Source organism: Geoalkalibacter ferrihydriticus DSM 17813, from assembly GCF_000820505.1.
In the GTDB taxonomy this organism is placed as follows: Bacteria; Desulfobacterota; Desulfuromonadia; order Desulfuromonadales; family Geoalkalibacteraceae; genus Geoalkalibacter; species Geoalkalibacter ferrihydriticus.
The window spans coordinates 1,269,850-1,286,966 of the sequence record NZ_JWJD01000001.1 but is presented as its reverse complement, the minus strand read 5'-3'; the positions used below and the strand labels follow the sequence as shown (position 1 = coordinate 1,286,966).

Below are 17,117 nucleotides of genomic sequence, written 5' to 3'. Positions count from 1 at the left end.
CATGATGTTCGATTACCTGTTCTCGCCCATCAAACTCGGCCAGGTCGAGGTGAAAAACCGTATCTCATTTCAGCCGCACCTGACCAATTTCGCCGAGCACTGCATGCCTAGCGAGCGCCACATGTACTACTGGGGCGAGCGGGCGAAAGGAGGCGCGGGGTTGATCATCACCGAAGAGATGAGCGTACACCCCACGGACACGGCTTACGAAAAGCTGGTGGAGGCCTTTCATCCAGAGGTGATACCCGGTTTCCGCAAGATCACCGATTACGTGCATCAGTTCGATACGAAAATGTTCTGCCAGCTCAACCACAACGGCCAGCAGTGCGACGGCAGCATCTCGCGCCTGCCGGTGTGGGCGCCAAGCCCCATGCCCGACGTGCTGTTCCGCGAGACGCCCAAAGAGATGGAGCCCGAAGACATCGAAGAAGTCTGCCGCTACTTCGCAAAAAGTGCCGTGCATGTGCGCGAGGGCGGTTTCGACGGAGTAGAGCTGCAGTTCGGGCATTCGAGCCTGGCGCGCCAGTTTCTCTCGCCCCTGACCAACTTCCGCGCGGATGAATTCGGCGGCAGCCTGGAGAACCGCATGCGCGCGCCCCTCATGTTCATCGAGGCGGTGCGCAAAGCGGTGGGCAAGGATTTCACCGTCGGCATCCGCCTGTGCGCCGATGAGATGATCCCCGGCGGCCTCGATCTCGGCCAGATCCAGGAAATCGGCGGCAAGTTCGAGGAATCCGGCCTCATCGATTTTATGGACCTCTCCATCGCCACCTTTTACAACCTCTACCTGGTGGAAGGCTCCATGCACACCCCGCTCGGCTACACCATTCCCCTAGCGGCGGGCATGCGCGAAAAAATCAACCTGCCGGTGTTCTGCACCGGGCGCATCAACGATCCGGTCATGGCTGAAAAAGTGTTGGCCAACGGCCAGTCGGACATGATCGGCATGTGCCGCGCCCTGATCTGCGATCCCTTCCTGCCGAAAAAAGCCCAGGAAGGCCGGCTTGAGGACATCCGCTACTGTGTCGGCGACAATCAGGGCTGCATCGGCCGCATGGGCATCAACCGCTCCCTGGGCTGCATTCAGAACCCGGCCGTCGGCCTGGAAAAGGAATGGGGCGAAGGCACCCTCAAACCCGCATCGGTGAAGAAAAAAGTCATGGTCGTAGGCGGCGGCCCCGCAGGCCTGTGGGCGGCGAAGATGGCCGGTCGTCGCGGCCATCAGGTCGATCTCTTCGACCGCAACGAAAACCTCGGCGGCCAGGTGCTCACCGCCATGAAGGGCGCCGGACGCGACGAGTTCGGAGTCATCATCCGCAATGAGAAGGACCAGGTCGATAAGGCCGGAGTCAAGGTGCACCTGCAAAACGAACTCACCCCCGAGCAGATCCTCAAAGACAATCCCGATGTGGTGGTGGTCGCCACCGGCAGTCAACCCAAGGGTCATCCCGTGGGCGGGGCCGACGGACCGGGCGTGTTCAACGTCTGGCAGGTGCTCGACGCCAAGCCGGAACTGGGCGAGAAGGTCTGCCTCATCGACTACGACGGCCATCACCGCGCCACCGCCACCGCCGAGCGCCTCGCAGATATGGGCAAGACGGTGCACATCATTACCTCGAGCCTGTTTATCGGCGCCGAACTCGGTCCCACTCAAGATCTTTACCTGACGCGCCAGCGCCTGCTGCAAAAGGGCGTGACCTTCACACCCGACATCGCGGTGATGGAAGTCGGCGGGGAAGCGGGCTCTAAGGAAATCAAGGGATTCAACGTTTATTCCAACCAGTGGGATACCTGGGGCCCCTTCGATTCGGTGGTGCTGGCCATGGGTCAGCAGGTCGACGCTGACCTGTATTTCGCCCTCAAGGGCAAGGTCAAGGAACTCTACCGCATCGGCGACTGCGTGGCTCCGCGCAAGGTCGACATGGCCATCTGGGAAGGCCACAAAACAGGGAGGTCGATCTGATGGCCCTCGGCAAATCTCCGCAACCTTTTGCGCCGGGCCCGATTCTGGCCGTGGTCGAACTGCCCGGAGGCGAACTGGAAGAAACCGGCAAGGGCCTGCTCAGCGAGGCCTCGCGCCTCGCCAAGAAACTCGACGTCTCTTGGTCGACCCTGTGCTTTTCCGGCTTTGCGCCCGAGGTGCCGGAGCAGTTCGGCGCCTACGGCGTGCCACGCATGCTGATTCTGGCTGCCGACGAGGCGGTCGCCGATTCCCCCGAACTGCAGGCAAGGCTCATCGCCCAGGTGGCCCGCGAGCAGGGCGCGGGCGTGGTGCTGTTGCCGCACAACGATCTCGGCCAGGCCCTGGCGCCGCTGCTGACAGCGCGACTCGACGGCCCCCTGTTCACCGAGGCGGTTGCCACGACACGCGACGAAAAAGGTCTCAAGCTCATGCGCCGCGCCCTGGGCCGCCGGGTGCAGGAAGCCTGGTTCTGGGACGGCCAGGGCACTCTGGTTTTGACGGCTCTGCCGCAGATTCTGAGCGCGGCGCTGCTGCCCTCCATGCGCCGCACCACGCCCGAGCAGGTGGAAATCAGCGGCCCGCCACCGGCCACTCCTGGGAAAACCCGCATCATCGAGCGCATTCCGCCCGATCCGCAGACCGTGGATGTTTCCGAAGCCGAGGTGATTTTCAGCGCCGGTCTGGGCTGCAATGAGGCCTGCTTTGCGCAACTGCTTGAGCTGTGCAAGCTGCTCAACGTCTCCCTCGGCGTCACCCGGCCGGTGTACGATCTGGGCTGGACCGGCTTCGAGCGCATGGTCGGTCAGACCGGCAAAACCGTGGCGCCGCGCCTCTATGTGGCGCTGGGCATCTCCGGCTCCATGCACCACATCGGCGGCATCAAGGATTCGCGCCGCATCATCAGTCTCAACATCGACCCCAAGGTGCCGATCTTTCCCAATTCGGATGAAGGCTTCGTCACCGATCTCAACACGGTCATGCCGCTGCTGCTGGAACGGGTCAAAGCCGCCGCAGGAGGTGCCGCATGAAACGCTCTTTTGATGCCATCGTCATCGGCGCCGGTCCCGCCGGCTCCTCGGCGGCCCTCACCCTGGCCAAGGCCGGCCTGGATGTGGCGCTGCTCGAACGCGGCACCTTTCCCGGCGAGAAAAACATGTTCGGCGGGGTGCTGCATCGCCTCACCGCCCTGGAGGAACATTTCCCCGACTTCTGGGACCAGGCGCCCCTGGAGCGCCACATCGTCAAGAAATCTCTGAGTTTTCTCACCGACGAGGCGTCTTTCAACGTCAACTTCGACACCCAGGCCTCGGATCGCACTCCCTACAACGGTTACACGGTCTACCGTCCCCGCTTTGATCGCTGGCTGGCGGACGAGGCGGTCAAGGCCGGGGCCAAGCTCTACTGCGGCTGTACGGTGGACGATGTGATCCGCGACGGAGCGCGCATTGTCGGCGTCAAAATCATGCGCGACGGCGGCGATTTGCGCGCGCCGGTGGTAATCGCCGCTGACGGCGTGCTCTCCTTCACCGCGAAAAAAGCCGGCCTGCGCCGACCCAGTTTCGACCCGGCCCAGATGGCCGTCGGTGTCAAGGCCCTGATCGACCTGCCCAAGGAAGTCATCGACGAGCGTTTCGGCCTGGTGCGCGACCAGGGCGCCTCCAATGAACTGGTCGGCTGCACCCAGGGGGTACGCGGCGGCGGCTTTCTCTACACCAACTACGATTCTCTCTCCCTCGGGTTGGTCATGCACCTCGGAAGCCTCAGCGAAAGCGGCAAGACCCCCTACGATCTGCTTAACGGCTTCATGGAGCAGCCGCAGATGGCCAAACTGCTCAAGGGCGGCAAGCTGCTCGAATACTCGGCGCACCTGGTGCCCGAGGGCGGCTATGACATGGTGCCCGAAACCTACGGCGACGGCATCCTGGTGGCGGGCGACGCCGCGGCCTTGTGCATCGTAACCGGATTGAACCTTGAAGGCATCAACCTCGCAACGCATTCCGGCATGCTCGCCGCAAAGGCCACCATCGAGGCGCATGAACGCAAGGATTTTTCCAAACGCAGCCTGGCCACATACAAAAAGATGTTGGACGCAAGCTACGTCATGCAAGACCTCAAACTCTACCGCCGCACACCGCACATGCTGCACAACGATCGCATCTACACCGCCTATCCCGATCTGCTGTGCGGCATCATGGACGAAATCTACCGCATCGACGGCACGCCGAAAGACACCATGACGCGTCTGCTGATGCGCACCGTCAAGGAAAAGATCGGTCTGAAAAACATGCTGGCCGATGTCTATTCAGGATGGAGAGCCTTATGAAAATCAACGTCGACGAAATTTTCGACGTCACCAGTTTCCATATCGACCGCGAGCCGCACATCGTACTCGACACGACGGTGTGCGTGGGCTGCGATCAGCGCGGCTGCACCAACTCCTGCCCGGCGCGCTGCTATACCTGGTCGGAGGAGGATCAGAAAATGACCTTCGTCTACGACGGCTGCCTGGAGTGCGGCACCTGCTATGTGGTGTGCCGCCAGGACGCCTTCACTCGCTGGAGCTATCCCCGAGGCGGATTCGGGGTCTCTTTCCGCATGACCTAGGAGATGCACGGCATGGCTCAAAACAAACTTGAAATACTGGTCATCATACGAGAATGCAGCGACCCCCGGCCGCCCGTGCGCCTGATGGCCAAAGGCGCAGGAATTCGCGACCGCGGCCTGCGCCGTCTGGTCAACCCCGCAGACCTGGAGGCTCTGGAGCACGCCCTGGCGCTCAAGGATGCAGGCGTTGCCAAAGTCACGGCTGCCGCCCTCGGCCCCAGTCACCTCGACGACAGCCTGCGTCTGGCGCTGGCTATGGGCGTCGAGCGGGCTATCCGCATCTGGGATGGCGGCCTTGACGGGGGCGATGCCGTCGCCGATGCGCACCTTTGGCAAAGGCTCTTTTCCATCCTGCGCCCCGATCTGATCCTCACCGGCAATCGCCTGCTCGACTGTGGCTGCGACCCGGCGCCGGCGCTGGCGGCAGCGCGCCAGGGCCTGGGTTGTGTCAGTGCGGCTCTGTCCCTGCAGGTGAACACTCCCCAGGTGGAAATACTGCGCAAAGGCGACCGCGGCGCGCGGCAGAAAATCCTCGCGCGCCTGCCTTGCGCAATCCTCTGCGAGAGCGGATTCAAAGAAATTCGCTACCCCGCGCTGGAAGCGGTGATGGATGCCCTCTCGCGCCCCATCGAAGCCTGGGGCCTGTCCGAACTGGGCCTTGCCTCCTGGGAGGTCGGCGGTTCGGGTTCCGTTCTGGAGCCCGGCGAATTCGCCTTCCCCCGTCCCGACCCCCTGCGTTCGAGCACTCCCGATCCCAGCCTGCCGGCCTTTGAACGCATCCTGGCGCTCCTTTCCGGCGGCATCCAGCCGCGCGAGGGCAAGATGCACTTTCTGCCGCCCGAGGAGGTGGCCGACAACCTGCTGCAAATTTTTCACAACGAAGGTCTGCTGCCCGAGGCCCGCCCATGATGTATCGTCTGTTGTCATCCGTGCGCCTGGAAAAATCTTCTTCCGGCACCTTTCTCGTGTCCGCGCGGCCCTACCGGGTGCTGCGGATCAACGCGCAACTGGAGCGCCTGGCGCACAAGGCCCTGAGCGAAGCGGTCGCGGCCGCCACGGCCGGGGAAAAGAAAATCTGGGAAACCCTGGTCAGCCAGGGCTTGGCATTGCGCGAGACACGGGAGGACACAACGGACAAAACATCTTCGCCCAGCGTCAGCGTGGTGATTCCGGTGCTTGATCGCGCGGATGATCTGCGTAAATGCCTGGAATCTCTGTTCCAACTCAATTTCCCCCAGGAGCGTCTGGAAATCATCGTCGTCGACGACGGCAGCCGTGACGCATCACCGCAGGTCGCCAAGGAATTCGGCGCGCGTGTCGTCCACACCGGCGGCACCGGCCGCGGGCCGGCGGCTGCACGCAATGCCGGCGTGGCTGTCGCCACGGGGGACATCCTGGCCTTTATCGATTCCGACTGCACCGCTTCGCCTGAATGGCTTAACGAATTGCTGCCCGATTTTGCCGCTGCGGAGGTCGCTGCGGTGGGCGGCTGGGTCGACGGCATGAACAGCGACCGCGCTCTGGACCGCTACGAGACGGTGATGTCGAGCCTCAACCTGGGGGGCCGCGAGCGCTACGGAAAGGAAGGCAACGACACCTTTTACCTGCCGAGCTGCAATTTGCTGGTGCGGCGTACGGCCTTTCACCTCGTCGGCGGCTTTCGCGAGGATCTGCATGTGGGCGAAGATGTCGATCTGACCTGGCGCCTGCGGGACTGTGCCTACCGAATCGCCTATCTGCCCAAAGGACGGGTGTGCCACAACCACCGCAGCCGGCTCTGGCCGTTCATGAAGCGACGCTTTGATTACGGCACCTCCGAGGGCACCCTGCAGACCCTGCACCCGCAACGGCGCAAGAAGATGCTGCTGCCGCCCGGTCTGTGCGTGGCGCTTCTGTTGCTGATGATCGGCCTGGCGACCCTGCGCCTGCCGGTGTTCACGGCCTGCGCCGCGGTCCTTATCCTCGACGCTTTCACGACTCACCGCAAACTGGTGGGGCGCGGCTTGCGCCAAGGATTTTTCGCGGTATTTTTGGCCCGCCTGCGCGCTTTTGCCGGGCTCACCTATTATCTCGGCTACCATCTGCTACGCTATTACCTGTTGCCGATCATTCTGCTCGGAATTCTGCTGCCGAAAGTGGGCTTGGTTTTTCTGCTTCTCGGCCTGTGGGTGGTGGCGGTGGACTATGGGGTACGCCGCCCGCAAAACTCGCCCTTGGCCTTTGCCCTGTTCTATCTTCTGGAGCAGCTCTCTTACGGTTGCGGTGTGTTTGTCGGCTGCTGGCGGCGGAAAAATTTCGCCAGCTACATATTTGAATTTTCGTAGGGGCGCACCACTGTGCGCCCAAGGCGAGGGCGGATGCAATCCGCTCCTACGGCGTCATATTTTTTAAATTATCGTTCCTCCGAGCTGCACGACCTAAAGGGGAAGGCCCCAAGGGTCGCGCGGCCGATGGGTTTCGCTGGAAACGGCGGAGCCTCCTTTTCGGAAAGGAGATCGACCATGATGGAAAACCTGAATCACGAAGAAAGGGAGAAGCACGCATGGACAAGATTTTCCGCGTCAACATGACCAATCTGACCACCTCCGTCGAAGACTGCCCCGCTGATTGGGCCGGGCTTGGCGGCCGCGGTCTGACCTCGGCGGTGGTGGCCAAGGAAGTGCCCCCCACCTGCCATCCCCTGGGCCCCAACAACAAGCTGGTGTTTGCCTCGGGNCTTGGCGGCCGCGGTCTGACCTCGGCGGTGGTGGCCAAGGAAGTGCCCCCCACCTGCCATCCCCTGGGCCCCAACAACAAGCTGGTGTTTGCCTCGGGCCTTTTGACCGGCACCCCGGCGGCTAACTCGGGGCGGCTTTCGGCCGGCGCCAAAAGCCCGCTCACCGGCACCATCAAGGAGAGCAACGCCGGCGGCACGGCCGCGCAGATGCTCACCCGCATGGGCGTCAAGGCCATCATCATCGAAGGCCAGCCCAAAGAGCAGGCCTGGTACCGTCTGGCCATCACCAAGGATGGCGTCAAGATCGAAGAGGAAACCGAGCTGGTCGGCAAGGGCAATTTCGCCGTGGTGGAGGCCGTGCAGGCCCAACACGGCAAGAAGGTGGGCGTTCTGAGCATCGGGCCGGCGGGCGAGATGCGCATGAAGGCGGCCAACATCTCGGTCATGGATCCCGACGGCAAGCTCAGAAGCCATGGCCGCGGCGGGCTGGGCGCGGTGATGGGGTCAAAAAAAATCAAATACATGCTGGTCAACCCCGAAGGTGCGCCGGGCGTGACCCTGGCCGATCCGGAGAAATTCAAGACCGCGGCGCGCACCTTTGCCAAGGCGCTGCTTGACCATCCGGTCTCGGGCGAGGGCCTGCCTACCTACGGCACCAACATTCTCATCAACGTGCTCAACGAGGCCGGGGGGCTTCCGACCAAGAACTTCCGCTACGGCCAGTTCGAGGGCCACGACAAGATCTCGGGCGAGACCATGCACGACACCATCGCCGCGCGCGGCGGCAAGACCAAGCACGGCTGCCACGCCGGCTGCATCATCCAGTGCTCCCAAGAATACGTGGACCAGGCCGGGGTCTATGTCACCAGCGGCTTTGAGTATGAGACCATCTGGGGCTTTGGCGCCAACTGCTGCATCGACAATCTCGATCACATCGCCGAGGCCGATCATCTGATGGATGACATCGGCATCGACTCCATCGAGTCGGCGGTGATCATGGGCGTGGCCATGGAAGCGGGCCTGGTGCCCTGGGGTGATGGCCCCGGCGTCAACCGCCTGCTGCGCGAGGAGATCGGCAAGGGCACGCCTCTCGGGCGCATCCTCGGCAACGGCGCTTCTTCCGTCGGTGTGGCCTATGGCCTGACGCGTGTGCCGGTGGTCAAGGACCAGGGGATTCCGGCCTACGATCCGCGCTCGGTCAAGGGCATCGGCATCACCTATGCCACCAGCACCATGGGCGCCGATCATACCGCGGGCTACTCGGTGGCGACCAACATCCTCAAAGTCGGCGGCGACGTCGATCCGCTGAAAAAAGAGGGCCAGGTCGAGCTTTCGCGCAATCTGCAGATCGCCACCGCGGCGGTCGATTCCACCGGCCTGTGCCTGTTCGTGGCCTTCCCGGTGCTCGATATTCCCGAGGCGCTGGTGGCGATTGTCGATATGATCAATGCGCGCTTCGGCCTCAGCCTCACCGGCGATGACGTCACGGCCTTGGGCATGAGCATTCTCAAGACCGAGCGCGCCTTCAACCTGGCCGCGGGCATCACCAGCGCCCACGACCGGCTGCCCGAATTCTTCAGCGAGCCGGTGCCGCCGCACAACGCGGTCTGGGATTACACCGACGCGGAAATTGACGAATTCTGGAATTTCTAGCATGATGGGATAAAAGCCGGAGTCGCTCCCTGCCACTGCGGCCCTTTGCAACCTTACCCGCCCCCCCCCCCCCCCCCCCNCACGACCGGCTGCCCGAATTCTTCAGCGAGCCGGTGCCGCCGCACAACGCGGTCTGGGATTACACCGACGCGGAAATTGACGAATTCTGGAATTTCTAAAATCGGCACAAAAAACAGCGGGGTGACATGGTCACCCCGCTGTTTTTTTCGTTAATCGTCTGGCATAACCCGCCGAGACCCATTGTGATTATCCTTGGCGCGGCGGGGTCGGTCGGTGGGCTACGCGATCAAACCGCTAATCCAACCGAGCAAGATCGCAGAAAAAACCAGGACGCAGATGAACGCGGAAAAGGCTGGATCAGGGCGGATCAATCTGGAATCTGTTGGATTTTAATCCGCTTTGATCTTTTAAATCCGCGTCCTCCGCCCTTGCCTTTGCCCCTCTCGCACTTCATCGGTTGCCGTTCGAGGGTGGGCCGTGTTATTCAAGGGATGGATTTCTCCTGGGTTTCAACCGTCAACTCCATCCCCAGATATTCTGCCGTGGAATTTTTGTTTGAAGCTCTCAGCGCCGCACTGGTGTTGATCATCAATCTGGACCGCGAGGTCATGGTCATCGCCTGGACCTCGCTGTGGACCTCGTCGACAGCTATCCTGCTCGCCACTCTGCTCGCCGCGCCCATCGGGCTGACGGTGGGTGCGGTCGCATTTCCCGGGCGCCATACCATCCGCCTGCTGCTCAACACCTTCATGGCGCTGCCCACGGTGGTCATCGGCCTGTTTCTCTTCGCCCTGCTCAGCCGCCAGGGGCCGCTTGGCCCCATGGGGTTGCTGTTCACGCCCTGGGCCATGGTTATCGGCCAGACGGTTCTGGCCCTGCCCATCGTCGCTCATTACATGACCACCGCGGTGGCCGGCGCCGATGCGCGCATCATCCCCACCTTGCAGACCTTGGGCGCACATCCCCTGCAAGCGGCCTGGCACATTCTTCGCGAGGTGCGCTACGGCCTGCTCGCCGCCGTGGTCGCCGGCTTCGGCCGTGTGGTGGCGGAGGTGGGAGCGGCCATGATGCTCGGCGGCAACATCCGCAATTCGACCCGCACCCTGACCACCGCCATCGCCCTGGAAACCAGCAAGGGTGATTTCGCCTTCGCCATGGCCCTGGGGATTCTCCTCATGGGTCTGGCTCTGGGGGTCAACTTCCTGCTTCATACTTTGCAGCAGAGGTAGAGTATGGCGCTAATGACTCTCGACGAAATCGAACTCGGCTATCCCGACGGCTTCAATCTGCACGTCGAACATCTGGCTCTTGAACCCGGTCGCATTTACATCCTCAGCGGCCCCAACGGCGCGGGCAAATCGACGCTGCTGCACACGCTGGCCCTGCTCAGCCGCCCCCGGCGCGGCGTCATCCGCTTCGGCGAGGAAGCAGTCACCTGGGGCGGCTCGCAACTGCGCCGCCTGCGCCGCCGTGTGACCCTGGTTCATCAAACCCCCTACCTGTTCAGCGGCTCCATCCAGCATAATCTGGCCATGGGCTTGTCCCTGCGCGGCATCCGCGGTTACGAGCAGCGTCGCCGCATCGAACAGAGTCTGACCGCCGTGGGCCTGAGTGACTTTGCCAAACGACCGGCACGGGAACTTTCAGGCGGCGAAACCCGCCGCGTGGCCCTGGCGCGCGCCCTGGCTCTGTACCCCGACATTCTTTTACTTGACGAACCCACCGCCAACCTCGACAGCGCCACCATCGCCACCTTCGAAGACGTCATCCAGATCCTGCCGGCACAGGGCATCACGGTGGTCATGTCCAGCCACGACCCCGGCCAGCCCCGCCGTCTCGGCGGCGAACTGCTACGCCTCGGCGGCGGTCGCCTGCTGCCGGTGCGCAGTCGCGCCGAGAGCGCTGCGTTGGAAGTTCTGCGCTGAGAGAGCGCTACGCCTCAGGCTTGCACCGGCATTTCTCAGAATGCGCGCTCTGCGCCTTTGTTCTTGCCCCGCATATCCGTTGACGTTAGTGTCTTGTACATCGAATGTTATTTTATGGGCATTGGCGTAACGAGAGGGTTGGCGGGATAGAAAAACCACTGTCGTTGATATTTAAGGAGCGCTGATCATGGAAAACAACGGACACCAACCCGGCAAGCTGCTTAACCTTTCAGGAGCCTACTGGGAAACTTGCACCCTGCACGCTGCCGTGAAACTGGAACTCTTTTCAATCATCGCCGACCAGGCACTTGCCGCACAGGAAGTCGCTCGTCGCGGCAACGCAGACAGCAGAGCGACGGCCATGCTTCTCGACGCCCTTTGCGCCATGGGTCTTTTGCAAAAAGAAGCAGACACATACCGGAACACAAGGGACGCACGAACGTTCCTGTGCAAGGACTCGCCACGCTATGTGGGGTACATGATCATGCATCACCACCATCTGGTGGAATCCTGGGCGCGACTCGATGAGGCCGTGGTTACGGGAAAACCGATCTCGCCCCTGCTTGCACATGACGAAGATATTCGGCGGGAGAGCTTTCTCATGGGCATGTTCAACTTGGCCATGGGAATGGCGCCCGAGCTGGTTCCGACCTTAGATCTGGCGGGAAAAACCCGACTCCTGGATTTGGGGGGCGGCCCCGGAACCTGGGCCATCCATTTCTGCAAACACAATCCGCAACTCAAGGCGACGATATTTGATCTCGCCACCACCCGGCCCTTCGCAGAAAAAACCGTTGCCGGATTCAACCTGGCCGAACGCATCAACTTCGTGTCTGGAGATTTTCACAAGGATGCTTTCGGCGGGCCCTACGATGTCGCCTGGCTGTCCCACATCCTGCACGGAGAAGGCCCTGAGGATTGCCGGAAAATCATCCGCAAAACCGCAGAGGCGCTTGAATCGGGAGGAAAAATGATTATCCACGAATTCATCCTCGACGATTCAAAAACGGCCCCTCTGTTTCCAGCTTTGTTCTCCTTGAATATGCTGGTGGCGACCGATGCCGGTCAATCGTACACAGAAAGTGAAATCCGGCAAATGATGGAGAACGCAGGAATCGAGGACATCCAACGAACCGCATACCGAGGCCCCACCGACTCAGGGATTCTGGTGGGCATCAAAAAATGAGGGCGGATTTAGGCGATGCCGCAACCCCGCTCGAACCAGCGTGAATCGTTATAGATGGTCAGATCTAAATCCTACGCAGCATCTGTCGACTTGGTAGATTTTTTTGAAAAGGCGCGGTACAGCGCTTTTTCAAGCTCTACCAGGACAAACACCGAAAAAGCCACGAGAATGATCAGCCCCCAGGTAAACAGGTCAATGGCCGCTGTGCCGAAAAGTACCTGCATAGGACCGGCGTAGGTGAAGAGAAGCTGGAAGACAATGACGACGCCGATCGCCCAGAGAACGTAGCGATTGCCGAAAAGACCCTCGCGATTCACCACCGAATCATGCAGGTAGCGGCTGTTGATGAGGTAAAAGACCTCGAAAAACACCAGGGTGTTGACCGCAACGGTGCGAGCGCGTTCGATGTCCATGCCCTGAGCCCGCTCCCAGAGAAATAAACCAAAGGTTCCGATCACCAGAATGAGCGACACATAGCTGATTCGCCACAGTAGGAAACCTCCAAGAATGGGTTCCTGGGGGGGGCGCGGCGGGCGGCTCATGACGTTGCTCTCCGCCGGCTCGAAGGCCAGCGCCAAAGCCAGGGTGACGGCGGTGATCATGTTGATCCACAGAATCTGCACCGGCGTGATGGGCAGGGTGCGCCCCAGCGCGATGGCGACAAGAATAATCAGCGCCTCGGCACCGTTGGTAGGCAGAATGAAAAGAATAGCCTTTTTGATGTTGTCGTAGACCGTACGACCCTCTTCCACGGCATGGGCAATGGAGGCAAAATTGTCGTCCAGCAACACCATTTCGGCGGCCTCCTTTGACACTTCGGTCCCCTTGATGCCCATGGCCACCCCGACGTTGGAGCGCTTGAGAGCCGGGGCGTCGTTGACCCCGTCACCCGTCATGGCGGTCACTTCGCCGTTGGCCTGCAGTGCCTCGACCAGGCGCAGCTTGTGTTCGGGGGCAGCGCGGGCGAAAACATCGACGTCGCGCACCACCGCGCGCAGCGCTTCGGCATCCATCCCCTCCAGCTCCGCCCCGGCGATCGCGCGCTTGCCGTCGCCGATTCCCATCTGTTGTGCGATGGCGGCAGCGGTGATGATGTGATCGCCGGTAATCATTTTGACACGGATACCGGCATTGCGGCATTGACGGACCGCCTCTATGGCCTCCGGGCGAGGCGGGTCGATGATGCCCAGCAGCCCGAGCAGGCTCATGCCGGTGGACACCTCGTCGACCTTTAATTGCCGCACTTCATCGGAAAAGGGACGCGACGCCACGGCAAGAACCCGCATACCGCGCGCAGCCAGGGCTTCCATTTGCTCCAACCAGTAAGCCCGGTTGAGGGGCATATCCTCGCCTTTACTTCGCTGGCGCGTGCACATTTGCAAGACGCGCTCCGGAGCACCCTTGAGATAAATAAAACCGTGCCCGGCGTGATCGTGGTGCAGTGTCGCCATGAAACGGTGCTGAGATTCGAAGGGAATAACATCGTCGCGCGGCCAGCGTTTGTTCTCCAGTGCGGGATCCAGTCCCATCTTGCGCGCCATGACCACCAGCGCTCCTTCGGTAGGGTCCCCCTCGACCAGCCACTGCGCATCTTTTTGGATCACGGCAGAATCATTGCACAACAGAGCCGCGCGTCCGATTTCTTCCAGGGACGGATGCTCGTTGAGGTTGACCTCTTCACCGCCGAGACTCAAAACACCGTGGGGATCATAACCAACCCCGCTGATTTCAAACTGATTGGTAGCAGTCACCACCGCCTGGGTTGTCATCTCGCTGCGGGTCAATGTGCCGGTTTTATCCGAACAGATGACCGTTACCGCGCCCAGGGTTTCCACCGCGGGCAGACGCCGGATGATGGATTTGCGCTGCGCCATGCGCTGCACCCCGATGGCCAGGGTGATGGTGATGATGGCGGGCAGGCCTTCAGGGATGGCCGCCACCACCAAGCCGACAGCGGCCAGAAACATCTCGCTGAGGCTGTAATCCCTCGCCAAAAACCCGAAGGCGAAAGTTCCAGCGGCCAGCAGGATGATGCCGATGGAAAGGATTTTGGCGAATTCACCGATCTTGCGCAGCAGCGGAGTGGTCAGGGTTTGCACATCAGTGAGCATTTCGCTGATGCGTCCCAGTTCGGTCGCCTGACCGGTTGCGACCACGACGCCGGTGCCCTGCCCGGCAGTAATCATGGTTCCCGAGAAAGCCATGTTGAACCGGTCGCCGACCGTTGCCGTTTCCGCTATCTGCGCGGTGGCTTTGCCCACCGGCAGAGATTCGCCCGTGAGCATCGCTTCATCCACATGCAGATCCTTGATGCTCAGCAGACGCAGATCGGCGGGCACCTTGTCACCTGACTGCAGAAACACCACATCGCCGGGCACCAACTCTTCGGCGGGAATCTGGCGGCGAGATCCGTCGCGCCACACCATGGCATCCACAGAGAGCATCTTGCTGATGGATTCCAGGGCTTTTTCCGCCTTTCCCTCCTGCACAAAACCGATGAGCGCGTTAACCACCACCACAGCCAGAATAACCGCGAAATCAATCCAATGGCCCAGCAAGGCGGTGACGACCGCCGCGGCAAGCAGCACATAAATGAGAACGTTTCTAAAATGTTCAAAAAAGCGGCGCAGGGCGCTGGCCCGTTTGGGCGGCGGCAGCCGGTTGGGGCCGAATCGCGCAAGGCGTTCGGCGGCCTGGGCTTCACTCAGCCCCTCGCTGCGACTGTCGAGATTTTTGAGGGTTTCTTCTTCGCTCAGACCGTGCCAGGACGTTTTGGGTGGAGTCTGGAGAGAATCGGACATAGTTATCCCTGTGTGGTAAGTGTTTATTTCAAACGGACCATGCGAAAAGCAAAAGGGCTCGGGCTGCCTTTAAGTATAGATGCCAAATGTCCGGGTCGCCACTCCCGGTGTGCATTAAACCTGAGCAGCATTTTCCTTGGATTCCTCCAAGTCAATGAATTCGCTCGCTTGCAGGGTGTAGACCTGGCACCTGTGTCCTCTCCATGGCGCTATAATGCATTCTCATCCTTCGGTCCGACCCAAAAGAGAGGATTATGTGCCACCTCCCAGAGATAACCATCCGGGTCGGTGAAGTATCCGCAATATCCACCCCAGGACACCTTTTGAGATCCTGCAGCAATGCCTTCACATTGATAGATACACCAAACGCACCAGGCTTGATCTCAATGGCATCCGCGCGTTTTCCGGGAACACTGAGGGACTGCGGGTACTGGAGTACGTCTTCCTGCCGGCGGACCATCTGCGCAAGCGCCCCGAAAACGCGGTAGATACAGTCTGGCTTCTCGCGAAAGTCAGAGAACCACACGATGGCCCACGTACTGCTTAGCGGGCTGAAATCTGCGAAATTCTCACGGATGCCGAGCATGAACGGATCTTGTTCACGGCCCATGCGCTCTCGCACACACCCTGGCCATTCCTTCACCTCGATCTGCTTAAACGTGTCTCCGCGTGCGCTTCGGAAGGCTCGAACAACCGCACCCTTGAGGCCAAGCTCTTGGCCAAAGGGGTCCGCTTGCGTCTCGAATTCTTCCGTGATGGCAGTTGTATAATCGTTCCAAGCCACCAGGAAGAAAGAATAAACAGCCTTCAGCTTCAAGTTACAAAAGTTACCAGCGTCCCTGTCCCATCTCCCCAGCGTCCCTGTCCCATCTCCTGCGATCAGGGCAAAGTTGCCAAATCGATCCAGTTGACACAACGAACACTCGCCGTCGCCGGGAAAGGTGTTCCATTCAACATGCCGTGGAAACGCTCGGCCACCTCCCGGTCGGTTTCCCTCCAGATCTGTTCACGGGCTGCATTTTCCACCAAAATGTCCAAGGGCGATCCCGTTACGGAAAAGGCCGTGAAATCAATGGAGGAGCCGTTGATGCAGAGGGGATTGACGCGACTGAAATCGCCGAGGTAATTAAAACCGAAGTTGACTGTGATCGGACCGACCGACGGCACTTCGGACAGGGAGGCGCAGTTGAGGGGATTGACCGGCCTTGTCGAAAAGACATAGGTTCCACCCACCGCCACAACCCCCACCCTGTCAATCACTCCGCCCGCATCAAGAGTCAGCGTCATGGGCAGGGTCAGGGTCTGTCCGACCATTTCAAAAGCATCCACGCACCCAGGCAGGGGTCCGTCGACGATTTGGTCCTCAAGGGTGGTGGGCGCTCCGGGAACCGCCACACTGCCGGCACCAGAGGGCGCCGGGTCCGGACGCGGCGGGCACCCGGCCAAAAGTACAAGGAGGCAAATCAGCATCATAAAACGGCTAGTCATGGCCGAACTCCTTTCTTTTTTGCCAAACACCCAAGCAGAAAGCGGCAATCGTCGACTACCTGAGTCCCGGCTTCTCTTTAATGAAAATTTTAGCCGTATTTTTCCGCCAGTCAATTGTCCCTTCGAATCAAAAACTTGAATTCAAAGCCGCCGCCCGGTCTTATGAATGGCGCCGCAGCCTCCATTCACTCAAGTCTGTCATCCGCCGCTGAAAAGCATCCAGTTCGAGGGCTCGGGGATCACATCAGTGTGGTGGGTAAAAACCTCAGTCACCGCCCTGACTGACGCAGGGACAGTTTTTCGGATCGCGCGGACCGATCGCCGCAGCTTCCAACCCAATCCAGTTATGCACGCTCTGGACGTCGAATCCAGCAAGTCGTGAATGTCCAACCTGCATGAGTGGCCTGACGATGAACAGAGGTTCGGCAAGCATCATCTCAAGGGCTTTTTCCGCGGGAATCTGCTCAGGGACGACTTCTCTCGATTTGATTTGCGGATTGGATGGATTGAACCACTCCGCCACGGGGCGATCACCGAAAAAGTTGCGCAATTCTTCTTTTGTCCAGGGTTCGGTCAGCAGGTTGCGCAACTCAAGCTGATGACCGGAAGCTCTGAGGATTTCCTTCTGCGTGGCGTTGCCCTTGCACCCAGGCTTTTCCCAGAAAATCACGTTGGCCATGGTCTCTGTCCTTTGTTTTTGTCGCGCGCTGCGCGAAAATGGCGGCGGCAGGGCAGGAGGCAAGGAATCCTCCACCTCCTG

At 60.7% G+C, this 17,117-nt stretch carries 13 protein-coding genes, 1 pseudogene and 1 riboswitch; of the genes and pseudogenes, 10 read left to right on the top strand and 4 right to left on the bottom strand.

Annotated elements, in window-relative coordinates:
* Position 1 precedes the first annotated feature (1 nt).
* The 10 genes from GFER_RS05780 to GFER_RS05735 all read left to right on the top strand — a co-directional run bounded on the left by GFER_RS05780 (position 2) and on the right by GFER_RS05735 (position 12,068).
* On the top strand, positions 2–1,963 hold the full coding sequence (locus GFER_RS05780; protein ID WP_040096878.1) for a mycofactocin system FadH/OYE family oxidoreductase 2: 1,962 nt from the start codon (positions 2–4) through the stop codon (positions 1,961–1,963).
* Positions 1,963–2,991 (top strand): electron transfer flavoprotein subunit alpha/FixB family protein, encoded by a 1,029-nt coding sequence (locus GFER_RS05775; protein WP_052445997.1) that lies wholly within the window; start codon positions 1,963–1,965, stop codon positions 2,989–2,991. Before GFER_RS05780 ends, GFER_RS05775 begins: the two co-directional genes overlap by 1 nt.
* On the top strand, positions 2,988–4,286 hold the full coding sequence (locus GFER_RS05770; protein ID WP_040096876.1) for an FAD-dependent oxidoreductase: 1,299 nt from the start codon (positions 2,988–2,990) through the stop codon (positions 4,284–4,286). The genes GFER_RS05775 and GFER_RS05770 overlap by 4 nt, the downstream gene beginning before the upstream one ends.
* Positions 4,283–4,567 (top strand): ferredoxin family protein, encoded by a 285-nt coding sequence (locus GFER_RS05765; RefSeq protein WP_235264007.1) that lies wholly within the window; start codon positions 4,283–4,285, stop codon positions 4,565–4,567. Before GFER_RS05770 ends, GFER_RS05765 begins: the two co-directional genes overlap by 4 nt.
* 12 nt (positions 4,568–4,579) lie before the next feature.
* A complete protein-coding gene (locus GFER_RS05760; protein WP_040096873.1) occupies positions 4,580–5,476 on the top strand; it encodes an electron transfer flavoprotein subunit beta/FixA family protein in 897 nt (298 codons plus the stop codon).
* Entirely contained in the window at positions 5,473–6,891 is a 1,419-nt protein-coding gene (mftF, locus tag GFER_RS05755) for a mycofactocin biosynthesis glycosyltransferase MftF (RefSeq protein WP_040096869.1), read from the top strand. The genes GFER_RS05760 and mftF overlap by 4 nt, the downstream gene beginning before the upstream one ends.
* Before the next feature lie 65 nt (positions 6,892–6,956).
* Positions 6,957–7,077, top strand: a riboswitch (molybdenum cofactor riboswitch).
* A gap of 32 nt (positions 7,078–7,109) precedes the next feature.
* Positions 7,110–8,936: an aldehyde ferredoxin oxidoreductase family protein gene (locus GFER_RS05750; RefSeq protein ID WP_040096866.1), complete on the top strand. Its 1,827-nt coding sequence runs from the start codon at positions 7,110–7,112 to the stop codon at positions 8,934–8,936.
* Positions 8,937–9,499: 563 nt separating this feature from the next.
* Positions 9,500–10,186, top strand: coding sequence for an ABC transporter permease (locus tag GFER_RS05745; RefSeq protein WP_040097534.1), 687 nt, complete (start codon positions 9,500–9,502; stop codon positions 10,184–10,186).
* A gap of 3 nt (positions 10,187–10,189) precedes the next feature.
* Entirely contained in the window at positions 10,190–10,882 is a 693-nt protein-coding gene (locus GFER_RS05740; protein ID WP_052445996.1) for an energy-coupling factor ABC transporter ATP-binding protein, read from the top strand.
* A 187-nt stretch (positions 10,883–11,069) separates the two neighbouring features.
* Positions 11,070–12,068, top strand: coding sequence for a methyltransferase (locus GFER_RS05735; RefSeq protein ID WP_040096864.1), 999 nt, complete (start codon positions 11,070–11,072; stop codon positions 12,066–12,068).
* A gap of 71 nt (positions 12,069–12,139) precedes the next feature.
* Here the strand turns inward: GFER_RS05735 and GFER_RS05730 are convergent, their stop codons facing one another.
* From GFER_RS05730 to GFER_RS05715, 4 genes and pseudogenes are all read right to left on the bottom strand, one after another.
* Positions 12,140–14,869 carry a cation-transporting P-type ATPase gene (locus GFER_RS05730; protein ID WP_040096862.1) on the bottom strand — a complete coding sequence of 910 codons (2,730 nt, stop codon included), beginning with the start codon at positions 14,867–14,869 and terminating at the stop codon, positions 12,140–12,142.
* 209 nt (positions 14,870–15,078) lie between these two features.
* Positions 15,079–15,198: pseudogene (locus tag GFER_RS19700) on the bottom strand (VOC family protein); the annotation flags it as partial.
* A 550-nt stretch (positions 15,199–15,748) separates the two neighbouring features.
* A complete protein-coding gene (locus GFER_RS05720; protein ID WP_040096857.1) occupies positions 15,749–16,357 on the bottom strand; it encodes a hypothetical protein in 609 nt (202 codons plus the stop codon).
* A gap of 265 nt (positions 16,358–16,622) precedes the next feature.
* On the bottom strand, positions 16,623–17,036 hold the full coding sequence (locus GFER_RS05715; protein ID WP_040096855.1) for a thioredoxin domain-containing protein: 414 nt from the start codon (positions 17,034–17,036) through the stop codon (positions 16,623–16,625).
* Between the last annotated feature and the right edge of the window lie 81 nt (positions 17,037–17,117).